The 12,995-nt window shown below is 33.9% G+C and carries 15 protein-coding genes; 10 read left to right on the forward strand and 5 right to left on the reverse strand.

The window, feature by feature from the left end:
* Positions 1-177, reverse strand: a 177-nt coding sequence (locus HCJ50_RS14205) for a helix-turn-helix domain-containing protein (RefSeq protein ID WP_185349486.1), incomplete at its 3' end; no start/stop codon positions are given.
* A 150-nt stretch (positions 178-327) separates the two neighbouring features.
* On the opposite strand from HCJ50_RS14205, the gene HCJ50_RS14210 reads away from it, so the two are divergent.
* From HCJ50_RS14210 to HCJ50_RS14225, 4 genes are all read left to right on the forward strand, one after another.
* Entirely contained in the window at positions 328-723 is a 396-nt protein-coding gene (locus HCJ50_RS14210) for a helix-turn-helix domain-containing protein (protein WP_185349488.1), read from the forward strand.
* Between the two features lie 78 nt (positions 724-801).
* Positions 802-1,941: a PrsW family glutamic-type intramembrane protease gene (locus HCJ50_RS14215; RefSeq protein ID WP_185349490.1), complete on the forward strand. Its 1,140-nt coding sequence runs from the start codon at positions 802-804 to the stop codon at positions 1,939-1,941.
* Between the two features lie 162 nt (positions 1,942-2,103).
* Entirely contained in the window at positions 2,104-2,925 is an 822-nt protein-coding gene (gene proB / locus HCJ50_RS14220) for a glutamate 5-kinase (RefSeq protein ID WP_185349492.1), read from the forward strand.
* On the forward strand, positions 2,918-4,165 hold the full coding sequence (locus tag HCJ50_RS14225; RefSeq protein WP_185395649.1) for a glutamate-5-semialdehyde dehydrogenase: 1,248 nt from the start codon (positions 2,918-2,920) through the stop codon (positions 4,163-4,165). The genes proB and HCJ50_RS14225 overlap by 8 nt, the downstream gene beginning before the upstream one ends.
* A gap of 116 nt (positions 4,166-4,281) precedes the next feature.
* Here the strand turns inward: HCJ50_RS14225 and HCJ50_RS14230 are convergent, their stop codons facing one another.
* The gene (locus HCJ50_RS14230) at positions 4,282-5,229 is read right to left on the reverse strand and encodes an alpha/beta fold hydrolase (protein ID WP_185349496.1); all 948 of its coding nucleotides are present in this window, start codon (positions 5,227-5,229) and stop codon (positions 4,282-4,284) included.
* 188 nt (positions 5,230-5,417) lie between these two features.
* On the opposite strand from HCJ50_RS14230, the gene HCJ50_RS14235 reads away from it, so the two are divergent.
* Entirely contained in the window at positions 5,418-5,882 is a 465-nt protein-coding gene (locus HCJ50_RS14235; RefSeq protein ID WP_185349498.1) for a hypothetical protein, read from the forward strand.
* 36 nt (positions 5,883-5,918) lie between these two features.
* Here HCJ50_RS14235 and HCJ50_RS14240 read toward each other — a convergent pair whose 3' ends face one another.
* Positions 5,919-6,380 carry an NUDIX hydrolase gene (locus HCJ50_RS14240; RefSeq protein WP_185349500.1) on the reverse strand — a complete coding sequence of 154 codons (462 nt, stop codon included), beginning with the start codon at positions 6,378-6,380 and terminating at the stop codon, positions 5,919-5,921.
* 116 nt (positions 6,381-6,496) lie between these two features.
* On the opposite strand from HCJ50_RS14240, the gene treP reads away from it, so the two are divergent.
* A complete protein-coding gene (treP, locus tag HCJ50_RS14245) occupies positions 6,497-7,981 on the forward strand; it encodes a PTS system trehalose-specific EIIBC component (RefSeq protein ID WP_185395648.1) in 1,485 nt (494 codons plus the stop codon).
* A gap of 18 nt (positions 7,982-7,999) precedes the next feature.
* Entirely contained in the window at positions 8,000-9,643 is a 1,644-nt protein-coding gene (treC, locus tag HCJ50_RS14250; RefSeq protein ID WP_185349510.1) for an alpha,alpha-phosphotrehalase, read from the forward strand.
* 29 nt (positions 9,644-9,672) lie between these two features.
* On the opposite strand, the gene treR is transcribed toward treC, so the two are convergent.
* Positions 9,673-10,389, reverse strand: a complete 717-nt coding sequence (treR, locus tag HCJ50_RS14255) for a trehalose operon repressor (protein ID WP_185349512.1) — start codon at positions 10,387-10,389, stop codon at positions 9,673-9,675.
* Positions 10,390-10,537: 148 nt separating this feature from the next.
* Here treR and HCJ50_RS14260 point away from each other — a divergent pair, with 148 nt between their 5' ends.
* The 3 genes from HCJ50_RS14260 to HCJ50_RS14270 all read left to right on the forward strand — a co-directional run bounded on the left by HCJ50_RS14260 (position 10,538) and on the right by HCJ50_RS14270 (position 12,105).
* On the forward strand, positions 10,538-10,675 hold the full coding sequence (locus HCJ50_RS14260; RefSeq protein WP_185349514.1) for a hypothetical protein: 138 nt from the start codon (positions 10,538-10,540) through the stop codon (positions 10,673-10,675).
* A gap of 328 nt (positions 10,676-11,003) precedes the next feature.
* Positions 11,004-11,849 carry a YitT family protein gene (locus tag HCJ50_RS14265; protein ID WP_185349617.1) on the forward strand — a complete coding sequence of 282 codons (846 nt, stop codon included), beginning with the start codon at positions 11,004-11,006 and terminating at the stop codon, positions 11,847-11,849.
* Positions 11,850-11,913: 64 nt separating this feature from the next.
* Positions 11,914-12,105, forward strand: a complete 192-nt coding sequence (locus HCJ50_RS14270) for a hypothetical protein (RefSeq protein WP_185349619.1) — start codon at positions 11,914-11,916, stop codon at positions 12,103-12,105.
* A gap of 44 nt (positions 12,106-12,149) precedes the next feature.
* On the opposite strand, the gene HCJ50_RS14275 is transcribed toward HCJ50_RS14270, so the two are convergent.
* Complete coding sequence (locus tag HCJ50_RS14275) at positions 12,150-12,809, reverse strand: Crp/Fnr family transcriptional regulator (protein WP_185395757.1); 660 nt, start codon at positions 12,807-12,809, stop codon at positions 12,150-12,152.
* Positions 12,810-12,995: the final 186 nt, after the last annotated feature.

The raw sequence follows: 12,995 nt of genomic DNA on the forward strand, positions 1-12,995 counted from the left end.
GCTTAAAATAACGGCATTTTGATGTGAAAGTCTTACTGTTCCTTTTTCTATGTTACTGTAACCGCTAGTGTACTTGTATCCCATCTTCCTTGCGATAAAAGCCTGTGTAATTCCCCGTTGTAATCGTAGCTCTCGAATTTTATCCGTATTAATGCTTCTAGTGTCTACTGTTTTCATGTTATCTTCTCCTTATCTACACAGTTTGAGTTGTTAATACAATAATACCAACTCGGTAAGGGTATGTCAATTGCAAAATAATTCGTTTTGTGTTAAATTATAGCTAAATTGAGTAAGATATTGTATAATCGAACAAAAAGGAGTGAAACAATGCCAAATTTAAGTAATAGACTTACACTGCTCAGAGAAAAACAAGGTTGGTCGAAAGCAGAAACAGCTAGAAGACTTGGTTTAAAAGCACCATCTACTTACGGCAATTGGGAATATGGTATTCGCGAACCAGATTTGGAAATGGTCACACAAATTGCCACACTCTATGATGTTAGTGTTGATTATTTACTAGGGCAACATAGCTTACCGACGTATGCGCCTAGTGAACTTGAGAGTGAAAAAGAAATTGCACAAAGGATCATGAAAATTAGTGAAGATTTAAAATATGAAGATGACTTAAAGTTTGACGGTCAACCTTTAACAGATAAAACTACACATTATCTAGCTGACTCCCTTGATTTTATTTACGAGCAAGCAAAAAAATTAAATAATTAATTGCTAATTTTGTTTAACAACTTTTATTATCGGGAATAATTAAAGTTGTAAAAATAAAATACAAAGGGGGAGTTTCATTTGTCAGAATGGTACTTCAAAAAGAATGAACAGAAAGTTGGACCTTTTACTAATCTAGAGATGGTTACTCTGTACAAAAAAAAGGAAATCAACGACACTACCTTAGTTCAAAAATCCCCTCATCCAGAGTGGGTAGCCTTTAAACAAACCGAATTGCACCAACGTGTTCAAAGCCGCGGGAATTCAGAATTAAAAATTGGAGACTTATTTTCGTCTGTTTTCAAAAAACACACTAAAGAAGAAGGAGAAAAAGTATTTATCGCTGGGACAAAATATACCACTCCAGCAACTAGTGACATTCCGCATACTTGGCCACATCCATGGGTATTCGCAAGAGTGTTCTTAGTTTTAATCATCACTTATTTCTTACTTCTTGCATGTACATATTTATTTGATAATAGCAATACTATCCCTGGTCTTATGGTGATTGGTTCATTCGCTGTACCATTTTCCGTGTTACTATTCTTTTTTGAAACGAATGCACCTCGTAATATTAGTGTTTTTGATGTTGTTCGCATGTTCTTTATCGGAGGAGTAGCAGCATTAGTTGCAACACTTATTATTTATTCGATTATTCCAGTTGGTAAATTGAATTATTTTAATGCTCTTTTAGTTGGTTTTATTGAAGAAACTGGAAAAATGATTATTGTAGCACTATTCATTCGCTCGTTAAATTCTAAATATATTTTAAATGGTTTACTAATTGGAGCAGCTGTTGGCGCTGGATTTGCTGCCTTTGAATCGCTCGGTTATGCATTTAATTATAGTGTGGATGCTGCATTTTTATTTAAAGATATTCATATTGCTGGCGAAACAATGATTAATGTGATTTTCAGTCGCGGCTGGCAGTCTATCGGTGGTCATGTGGTTTGGGCAGCAATAACTGGGGCAGCGCTTGTTATTGCTAAAGGAGACCAAAAACTAGGTATGCAACATATCTTTACTGGTACATTCTGGAAATTATTTATAATCCCGATTTTACTTCATTTTGTATGGGATTGTCCGTTAAACCCACTTCCAGCAATTGCATTTAAACAAATTGTGTTAATTATCATTGTTTGGTTTGTTATTTTACAGCTAATTAGTAGAGGGCTAAAACAAGTATCTGCTATATCCGCTGCAAGTAAAACAGCTAAATAATTTTAAAGAGTGCTAAGAATAATACCTTCTTAGCACTCTTTTTATATGCATTTTTAAGAAATGAAGCTGGGTATTCTGCTTTTAAAACGATAACTAATGTAGACATATCCCGATTTTCATGTAAAATAGAAGTATTATCTATTTAGCAGAGGGGTCATAGAAATGCGCGAATCTTTGAAAAATAGCAAGCGATTAGTAATTAAAGTTGGTACAAGTACATTGATGTATGAAAATGGCCATATTAATTTACGCACTATTGAAAAATTAGCAATGGTTTTATCTGATTTACGAAATGAAGGAAAAGAAGTAATTCTCGTTTCTTCTGGTGCAATTGGAGTTGGCTGTCACAAATTGCAACTCCCGGTTAGACCAGTTACTATTCCAGAACAGCAAGCAGTTGCTTCCGTTGGTCAAAGCGAGTTAATGCATATTTATAGTAAATTTTTTGGTGAATATGGACAAGTGGTTGGACAAGTTTTGCTTACTCGTGATGTGACCGACTTTCCTATTAGTCGTGAAAATGTGATGAATACACTAGAAAGTCTTTTAAACAGCGGGATTATCCCCATTGTTAATGAAAATGATACCGTGGCTGTAGAGGAACTTGAGCATGTTACAAAATACGGTGATAATGACCTCCTTTCTGCAATCGTAGCTAAGTTAGTTAAAGCGGATTTACTTATTATGTTATCTGATATTGATGGTTTTTATGAAACGAATCCATCAACAAATCCAGATGCAGTTATGTTTTCAGAAATAAAACAAATTACCCCTGAAATGGAAACACTTGCTGGAGGAAAAGGATCAGAATTTGGAACTGGTGGTATGTTAACAAAACTTTCAGCTGCTTCCTACTGCATCAATGCTGGTCAAAAAATGATTTTAACCAATGGAAAAAATCCTGCCATTATTTTTGATATTATGCAAGGCAAATCAATTGGAACACTATTCGCTAGCCCAAAGGAGGAATATTCGCATGACTGAACTCATAAAAAAAGGCATGGCTGCAAAAGAAGCTGCAACATTTTTAGCACAGGCTAGTACAAAAGAAAAAAATACAGCGCTACTGCAATTAAGTACCGATTTGCTAAAAAACAAAGCCAAACTCCTTCAAGAAAATGAGAAAGATATTACCCGGGCGCGGCAAAAAGGAACACCAGAAACGATGATTGATAGATTACGTTTAACTGAGGAGCGTATCAAGGAAATAGCAGATGCTGTTCAGCAAGTAGTAACGCTTAGTGATCCTATTGGTGAAGTAATCCATATGTGGAAAAATGAAGCAGAATTAACAATTGGAAAAACAAGAGTCCCACTTGGTGTTATAGGGATTATTTATGAATCTCGGCCAAATGTCACTGTGGATGCTTCTGCGCTTTGTTTTAAAACTGGTAATGCTGTTATTCTCCGTGGTGGAAGCGATGCAATAAACTCCAATACAGCTTTAATGTCTGTTATTCAAGATTCTATTGAGTCATCAGGTTTCCCGCGCGCTAGTGTCCAATTAATTGAAGATACCTCAAGAGAAACAGCTCGAGATATGATGCGCCTTAATCGTTTTTTAGATGTACTTATCCCGCGCGGAGGAGCTAAATTAATTCAAACTGTTCTTGAAAATGCTACAGTTCCTGTGATTGAGACTGGTACTGGAAATTGTCATATATATGTAGATAAAAGCGCTGAACAACAAATGGCAATTGATATTTTAGTAAATGCAAAATGTTCTCGTCCTTCTGTATGTAATTCTGCTGAAACTTTACTCATTCATCGTGATGTTGCTGAGAAATTTTTACCAGTAATGGAAGCCGAACTAAATAAATATCAAGTAGAACTACGAGCTGATGAAAGAGCTAGAGCAATCTTAACTGATGCCAAAGTAGCAACAGAATCTGACTGGGAAGATGAGTTTTTAGACTTTATTTTAGCTATAAAAGTAGTTGATTCCGCTGATGAGGCAATTACGCACATTAATAAATATGGTACCAAACATTCAGAAGCAATAGTTTCAAATGATTATGCGACTGGCCAATCGTTCCACCAAAAAGTTGATGCTGCTGCTGTTTATATCAACGCTTCTACTCGCTTTACTGACGGTTTTGCAATGGGCTTTGGTGCAGAAATTGGTATTAGCACACAAAAACTTCATGCACGTGGTCCTATGGGATTAGCAGAACTAACATCTACTAAATATATCATTTTTGGAGATGGGCAAATTAGAAATTAAAAACAAAGAGGCTGAAACAAAAGGGTCTCTAAAATGAAAAACAAGCAGAAATCATGTCTATCCCATTTTTCGAAATGGCTCTATACAATGATTTCTGCTTTTCTATTTTCTAACTTCTATTGCGGAGATTTAGTTATGTCCCAGCCTCTTTGTTTTATTTTATTGTTCATCCAATTTATTACGTCTTGAAAAACAATTTCTTTACAAAGTTCATTTACCAATTCATGTCGGGCATTTTCATATATTTTGTATGTTACATCTTCTACTCCTGCTTTTTCAAAGGCTAAAGCAATTTTGGGTATGTCTTTTCCAAAATGTCCCACTGGATCGTCACTTCCTGATAGTAATAATATCGGCAATGTTTTGGGCACATTTTGATATGTTTCTGTTTGTTGACTAATTTTCACTGCTTCAAACAGATTGTGAAAGAAACCTGTTGTTCCAATGACAGGACCACAGAATGGATCTTCTTCATATGCATTATAACTAGATACATCTCTTGTAAGCCAACTGAAACGATGATTTTCATTAAATGGTTTATTATATCCCCAAAATGCCAACTTATTGAGAAAGCCGCTTCGTTTCATTGCATCTTTTTTAATTCGCTTCGCTGTAATGAGTTGCCCCATTTTTAGTAATACATCTGGTTGCAAACCACTACCTGAAAAAATTACTCCATCTGCTTCATATTTTGCAACAAAATTTCTCATTAAAAAACTCCCCATACTATGTGAAAATATAAAATAAGTTAACTCTGGATAAGTTTTCATTAAATAGTCTTTTACCATTACTTCATCTTCTAGCATATCTTTAAAACCTGATTCTCCGTCTAAATGACCTAAGTCAGATTCGTCTATAGCAGATTTACCAAAACCACGATGATCATCGGCAACTGCTATATAACCAGCTTGATTTAAACGTTCTGCAAATAGGCTATATCTTGCACCATGCTCAGCCATTCCATGAACAATTTGAACAATGCCGACTGGATTTTCTACTTTATCCCATATATGTAAATGCAAATTCAATCCATCAGCTGCTTTTAATTTTATTTCTTTATACATAAGTCTTCCCCCCAGCTCATCTTATATTTAGTATAACATCGAGGATTTATTTTCACTATTCGAAGCAATTATATTAGGACTTTTGTATAACTAGTTAAAAAGTTACAGTTCTAACTATTCATTTACATGGATAAGATTGTTCACATAATCACAATATGATATACTATTGCCATAAGGAGATGACACACATGGATAACTGTTTAGCGCAATTACAAATGTATGATTATTTACTAAAAAAATACCGTAATAAAGAGATTTTCCCAGAAACTAAAATGATTGTCGAAATTGATGGAAAACTTTGGACTGGTGATTTTTTACAGCTTGATGACTGTCACATTATTGAAATTGATTGGGAAGATACAAGATTTACCAGAATAGAACGTACAAAAGATGCAATCAATGATGAATTTAATGAAAAAGTAACTAACTCTAATGTTAATGTTAGTGAAAACCGCATTGATTCCAAAATTGGTAGTCTAAAAAATATCGAGATTTTATATCAAGAGATTGGTAGCTTCGTCAGACAAGTAGAAAGTTCTACTACCACCTTAAAACCATTACTTTATAATGCTTACTGCTTGGATACAAGAGTTAAATTACCATTTTTAGATATTAGTAAAAAAGAAATTACACTTGTTTCTTTAACAAAATAAACGTAAAAACCACGAAAATCAAATTTCGTGGTTTTTTTATGTAAGCTGTTCAATATGTTTCATCTGATTTGGTTCCATTTGTTGTAATTCAGTAGCAAGAAACGCTGGTAATAGTATTAGATTATCCAACTGATTTAGATTAAACCATTTAAACATTAACTCATATGGCTGATCTCCAAACTGTCCAAATGCTTCTGTTCTTACAAATGATTCTTTTTCAATTAAAAGACTTTTCGGTAATAATTCAACCTGATAGTAAAACTCCACACTATCGATTTTTTTCCCCCGATAGAAAAACTGATTTTCCGCAATGATTTTTAACTCCTTAATTTCGACTGCTTCACCTAATTCTTCCATCATTTCTCGGATTAACCCTTCTTTTGTAGATTCTTCCTCCACCGCTCCACCTGGAAGTGTCCAATAATTTTCATTTTGAGCTGAATGTAGTAAAATTTTGTCTTTATGCTGTATAATTGCCGCCGTTCTAATATGTTTCATTAAATTCACCCCTTCTTTTTTATTTTATCATAGAAAAAGTGGTTGCGCTTTCAATTTTTTTATAGTATAGTAATGGCGAACAACTTGTATATACAAGTTAAAAAGGAGGAAGTTTTATGGTTGACTATCAAAAAGATGCAAAAACGCTCTTAGATTTAATTGGTGGTAAAAAAAATATTTCATCCGTTACGCATTGCGCTACAAGGATGCGCTTCGTTTTACACAATCCAGATAATGCGAATATTGAAGCAATTGAAGACATTCCAGCTGTAAAAGGGACATTTACACAGGCTGGGCAATTTCAAGTAATTATTGGTAATGATGTTGCTATTTTTTATAATGAATTTTCAAAAATTAGTGGTATTGAAGGCGTTAATAAAGATGATGCCAAAGTAGATGCAAAGAAAAATATGAGTTTACTGCAAAGAATGCTTGCTGGTCTAGCAGAAATCTTCACTCCATTAATTCCAGCTATTGTGGTTGGGGGACTAATTTTAGGTTTCCGCAATGTTATTGGTGATATTAAATTTTTAGAAGAAGGTACAAAAACAATTGTAGATGTTTATCCATTTTGGGCTGGTGTTTATAGCTTCTTATGGCTTATAGGCGAAGCGGTATTTCATTTCTTACCTGTTGGAATTACATGGTCTATTGCAAAGAAAATGGGAACAACACAAATTCTCGGGATTGTACTTGGTTTAACACTTGTTTCCCCACAATTACTTAATGCCTACAGTGTTGTTGAGACAAAAGCTGGCGATATTCCAGTTTGGGATTTTGGCTTTGCTCAAGTACAAATGATTGGTTATCAAGCTCAAGTTATACCAGCAATTATGGCTGGATTTATGTTGGCCTATCTTGAAATTTGGCTACGAAAATTTATTCCAAATGCAATTTCCATGATATTTGTTCCGTTTTTTGCGCTCGTACCCACTGTTTTAGCGGCTCACGTCATCCTTGGACCAATTGGTTGGAAAATTGGTGATGCCATCTCGGACGTAGTATATGCGGGATTAACTGGTGGGCTAAGCTGGCTATTCGCTGCTTTATTTGGCTTCTTATATGCGCCTCTGGTCGTTACTGGTTTGCATCATATGACAAATGCGATTGATTTACAACTTATGAGCCAATTTGGTGGTACCAATCTCTGGCCAATGATCGCTCTCTCTAATATTGCGCAAGGTTCTGCAGTTTTAGCAGTAATTTTCTTACATCGTGGCAATAAAAAAGAAGAACAAGTCTCCATTCCAGCGACTATCTCCTGCTATCTTGGTGTAACTGAACCTGCCATGTTTGGGATTAATTTAAAATATTTATATCCATTTGTAGCTGCAATGATAGGGTCTTCGATTGCTGCCGTTGTTTCTGTTTCAAGTGGTGTAATGGCCAATTCTATTGGTGTCGGTGGGATTCCAGGTATTCTATCAATTAATCCAAAATATTTTACAATTTTTGCAATTTGTATGTTGATTACGATAGTTGTTCCATTTATCCTTACTATATTATTCCGCAAATATAATATTCTAAATAAAGTAGATACTGAGCCAATTCGTACTTTTGGTAACAATGAGTATCGGAAAACAGCAAAAACAACCAACTAAAAAGTGAGGCATTTCTTTATGAAAAATTTTTCTCAAAAAACAATTTATCAAGTATATCCGAAATCTTTCTACGATACTGATGGTGATGGGATTGGTGATATTCCAGGTATTACAGCAAAACTTGATTATTTACAACAATTGGGAATAGAAATGATTTGGATTAATCCTTTCTACCCCTCTCCTCAAAATGATAATGGTTATGATATAGCAGACTATACTGCAGTTGATCCACTGTTTGGTTCAATGAATGATATCACAACATTAATTTCTGAAGCTAAAAAAAGAAATATTGGCATTATGATAGATTTAGTACTAAATCATACGTCAACAGAACATATTTGGTTTCAAAAAGCACTAGATGGGGATCCTTATTATCGAGATTTTTATTTTTTCCGTCAAGGTAAGTTAAATGGCCCCCCTCCTACAAACTGGGAATCTAAATTTGGAGGCAGTGCATGGGAAAAATTGCCTGATACGACAGACTATTACTTGCACTTATATGATGTCACACAAGCAGATTTAAATTGGGCTAATCCAAATGTTCGAAAAGCATTATATGATGTAGTTAATTTTTGGATAGATAAAGGTGTCGAAGGTTTTCGATTAGATGTGCTTAATGTTATTGCAAAACCTAAATTTTTAGAGGATGATTTTGAAGGTGATGGACGTCGTTTCTATACTGATGGACCAGGTATTCATAATTATTTAAAAGAATTAAATCAAGCTACTTTTGGCGAAAAACCGATTATTACAGTTGGTGAAATGTCATCCACCGATATTGATAATTGTGTTCGTTATAGTAATCCAACAGAAAAAGAACTATCCATGGTATTTCATTTCCATCATCTAAAAGTGGATTACCCAAATGGTGAAAAATGGCGTTTAGCTGAAGTTGATTTTACAAGTTTAAAATCGATTTTCCATACTTGGCAAGTTGCCATGTCTAAAGAAAATGGTTGGGATGCACTATTTTGGAATAATCATGATCAACCGAGAGCGCTTGGACGTTTTGTTTCGGATGATCCTAAATTTAGCTACCATTCAGCTACCCTACTTGCAGCGACTATTCACTTTATGAGGGGAACTCCTTTTGTTTATATGGGAGAGGAAATCGGGATGATGAATCCGAAATTTGCTACTATAGATGAATATGTAGATATTGAAACGCTAAACCATTTTGATATTCTGCGAGAACAAGGATTTAGTGAAACAGAAGTAATGTCCATTATTAAGGAGCGCTCGAGAGATAATAGTCGAACACCTATGCAATGGGATACCACTAAAAATGCTGGTTTTACTACTGGAATTCCTTGGCTAAAAGTAGCTGATAATGCAAAAAAAATAAACGTTAAGGAAGCACTGATTAATAAAGCAAGTATCTTTTATTTCTATCAAAAATTAATTGCTTTGCGTAAAAAACACCCTGTTATTCAAACTGGCGATTATACACCAGCGTTTACAAATGAAGAGAATATTATTGCTTACACGCGATCAACTGATGGAGCTACATTGCTTTCCATTCACTACTTTGGAACAAGGAAAAAATCCATTGTTATTCCGAACGAATTTTTAAACGCTCAGATTTTACTTTCAAACTATCACCGAACAGAAATCACTCCAATAATGGAACTTTCTCCTTATGAAACATTAACATTGCTTTAATAAAAAAACCGAGAGATTTTCTCGGTTTTTTATCGTCTACGTGCAAAATCAATAAAGCGAAACTTGTCCATTCGGTGCCGTGATTCTGTATATTGAAATAGTGTTGTATCTTTTAAAAACACAGTGCTTTTCACAACTACAACATGCGTATCACCATGCAAAGCTAAATATTTTTTATCATTCGCATTCAATGGTTCCACTGTAATCTCTTTTTGCGCATAACTGATTTCATAGCCCTTTTCATTCTCTAAATACTGGTATAACGAATCTTCTAAAATGTTAGTTGCAATTGGCTCAGTTTCTCCACCTAGTAAATAATCATAGTCTAATATGGTCGCCTCTTCTTCTAAATATCTAACTCTAAGAATCTCCAGACATTTAGTATCCTTAGGAAGGCCAGCAAAATCAGCTATCTGACTTGGCAAAGTTGTTTGCTTGTTTTTTATGACTTTTGTGGTGGCATTCATATGCTCTGATTTTTGTAATTCTTTAAAACTTGTGAGACCAGAAACTGGAAATGAATAACGCTCACGATCAAGTACAACAGACCCTTTTCCTTGAAGTTTCTGAATGCACCCATTTTCGAGTAATAAAACCAATGCTTTTCTAATCGTTTCACGAGATACCGAAAAGCGCTTGGCTAGAACATTTTCACTAGGTAGTAATGTTCCTGCTGGGTATACACCAGATGTAATATCTTGTTCTAGTTCTAGATAAATATCAAAAAATTTATTTTTCTTATTCAAATTAACTCACCCAACGTAATTGTAGCACATTTATTATTAATTGTAACCGAAATTCATTAACTCACTTTATTACCAAAATCACGTGAAATTTGGTACACTATGAGTAGACAGTTTTGTTCAAGTGTTTGAATAAGAGGAGGTAATTTTTTTGACTAAAGTTATTTTAACTATTATCGCAATTATCGTTCCAGCATTTTTAGGATTTTTATTTGCTTATCAAATTTATAAGAAAAAAACTACCACTTATATGCCACTTAAAAATGAATTTGTGCACTGGGCAAAGTAAGCGTGAGTTAAGGGGGGGAACAAAATGAAAAAAGCAGCAAGCGAAAAACCACTAGTCATTAAAATCGTTATTAGCGTTCTAATAGGTTTATTTTTACTTAATTTAATGCCATTTTTAGCTATATTTGGCTAACTTTTTTTCTTCAAACTGCTTGAAGGTCGTTATTTTTTATGTTATATTTTAAATTGTGTTGAAATGAATAGCAATTTTTTATGGTGAGACAATTAATGACAGGGATGTCAGTTAATGCTTTTTTTATAAAAAGACTCCAGAGTGCCGATTTGGTGGTATTCTTGGGTCTTTTTTTGTGTGGAAAGGAGAAATGTAAATGAAAAAGAAAACAGGTTGGAACATTGCAAAAATTATCGTGGGAGCACTGATTTTCTCGCTTGCAGTCAATGTCTTTGCGATTCCGAATAATCTTGGTGAAGGCGGGGTTACGGGACTAACGATGATGCTTTATTACTTATTCGATTGGACACCAGCTATAACAACGCTAATATTTAATGGTATTTTACTTATTATTGGTTATAAATTTTTGGACCGCATGACAATCGTTTGGACAATTGTTGCCATCAGCTTTACCTCACTATTTCTACATTTTTCGGAACCTCTTGCATTTGTTGCAAATCAGACAATCGTAGCTGCAATTTTTGCTGGGATTATGATGGGACTTGGTATGGGACTTATTATGAACGGTGGTGGAACAACTGCTGGGAGTGCTATTTTAGCGAAAATTGCTAATAAATATCTTGGTTGGAATACAAGTTATGCATTACTTTTCTTTGATTTAATTGTCGTTATTCCTTCTGTATTTGTTATTGGTTTTGAAAACATGTTATTTACAGTGGTTTCCCTCTACATCTCAACAAAAGTACTTGATTTCATTTTAGAAGGCTATAATCCGAAGAAATCTGTTACAATTATTTCTGACCATTATGAAGATATTGCAGCAGAAATTGATGCAAACTTAGAACGCGGAATTACATTATTCAATGGTCAAGGTTTTTATATGCGTCAAGATAAAAAAATTCTTTATATTGTAATTAGTCGCGATCAACTTCTCCCCCTTACAAAAATCGTTAATAAATATGATGAAAAAGCTTTCTTTATAATAAACGATGTACAAAGTGTGGTTGGCGAAGGATTTACAAAACAAATTACTAGTGAATAATGTCGTTTAGCAAAACTTATGATACAATGATGAAGAAATTATTCTAATTAAGTGAGGCGTCCTTATGAAAATATCTAAACCGGCGTATTGTTTTTTACTTGTTGTTGGCTTGGTTTTTGTTTTTTTAGGGCTATCAAATATCGGCATTTCGATTTTCTGGGATTTTAGTGACTGGGAGAATTTGATGGTTGGCTTTTTATTAATAATCATCGGAATAGTTACATTAAAAATCCGCTATACGAAAAAAAAGGGCTAGAAAAGCACTGCAAGCAATTTGTAGTGCTTTTCTAATACCTTCTTTTAAAAAATGACGTTTTCTTGGATAACATCAATTTTTTTTATAATAATATAGCGATTTTTCATTGTAATAACCCCTTCTGCTTTTAATTGCTGAAAAATACGATTAACACTGCTTGCTGAATTTATCCCGCAAAAATGACCAATTTCTTCGTTACTAACTAAAAAGTCTATCAAAAATTGATTTTCTGCTATTTCAACACCAAATAAAGTATACAACTCATATAATTGAGTGCAAATTGCGCCTAATTTTCCATTCATCAACATTTGTTGCATTTTTTTTATAGATTGTAATAATCTTGTCCGATAATAATCTTTTACATAAAACTGCAAATCATTATCCTGATTGACATCACGCCAAAACAGAACTCTATCTACTTGGTAAAGCTCCGCGCTATCTGATTCAACCCGAATATTAAATGGTGCATTTGCAAACTGGGAATATTCATCTTTTAATAGGGAAACAATGTCCATTTTATTGATATATACTAAATTAAATTCCCGACCATCTCTTGAAATAATGCTGGTTTTAATAATGCCTTTTTTTAATATGTAAACGTAGGAATCTTCAAGTCCTTCATATGTTAAATATTTTCGTTTTCTCCTAGTAATCACTTGGAAGTCATTGGAGCTAACATAGTTGTTTAGAATGTCATGATCCATTTCTCCCCCTCCTTTTCGTCTTTTTCTCCAAACGCCCTACTAATCATACAAAATAATATTACCATTTTTTTCAACATATGTTATATATATTTGTCTATATCAGAAAGATTTAACAAATTAAAAAGTGCATTACAATAAAATCACCTATAATATGGCTTGTTGCTAAGATAAATAGCAAATTACAAG

It is taken from the genome of Listeria immobilis (assembly GCF_014322765.1).
In the GTDB taxonomy this organism is placed as follows: domain Bacteria; phylum Bacillota; class Bacilli; order Lactobacillales; family Listeriaceae; genus Listeria; species Listeria immobilis.

What these genes read in the sequence shown, in the direction of transcription:
- HCJ50_RS14210 (WP_185349488.1), top strand. Translation starts at nt 328, where the DNA reads ATGCCAAATTTAAGTAATAGACTTACACTGCTCAGAGAAAAACAAGGT.
- proB (WP_185349492.1), top strand. Translation starts at nt 2,104, where the DNA reads ATGCGCGAATCTTTGAAAAATAGCAAGCGATTAGTAATTAAAGTTGGT.
- HCJ50_RS14225 (WP_185395649.1), top strand. Translation starts at nt 2,918, where the DNA reads ATGACTGAACTCATAAAAAAAGGCATGGCTGCAAAAGAAGCTGCAACA.
- HCJ50_RS14230 (WP_185349496.1), bottom strand. Translation starts at nt 5,229, where the DNA reads ATGTATAAAGAAATAAAATTAAAAGCAGCTGATGGATTGAATTTGCAT.
- HCJ50_RS14235 (WP_185349498.1), top strand. Translation starts at nt 5,418, where the DNA reads ATGGATAACTGTTTAGCGCAATTACAAATGTATGATTATTTACTAAAA.
- HCJ50_RS14240 (WP_185349500.1), bottom strand. Translation starts at nt 6,380, where the DNA reads ATGAAACATATTAGAACGGCGGCAATTATACAGCATAAAGACAAAATT.
- treP (WP_185395648.1), top strand. Translation starts at nt 6,497, where the DNA reads ATGGTTGACTATCAAAAAGATGCAAAAACGCTCTTAGATTTAATTGGT.
- treC (WP_185349510.1), top strand. Translation starts at nt 8,000, where the DNA reads ATGAAAAATTTTTCTCAAAAAACAATTTATCAAGTATATCCGAAATCT.
- HCJ50_RS14265 (WP_185349617.1), top strand. Translation starts at nt 11,004, where the DNA reads ATGAAAAAGAAAACAGGTTGGAACATTGCAAAAATTATCGTGGGAGCA.
- HCJ50_RS14270 (WP_185349619.1), top strand. Translation starts at nt 11,914, where the DNA reads ATGAAAATATCTAAACCGGCGTATTGTTTTTTACTTGTTGTTGGCTTG.
- HCJ50_RS14275 (WP_185395757.1), bottom strand. Translation starts at nt 12,809, where the DNA reads ATGGATCATGACATTCTAAACAACTATGTTAGCTCCAATGACTTCCAA.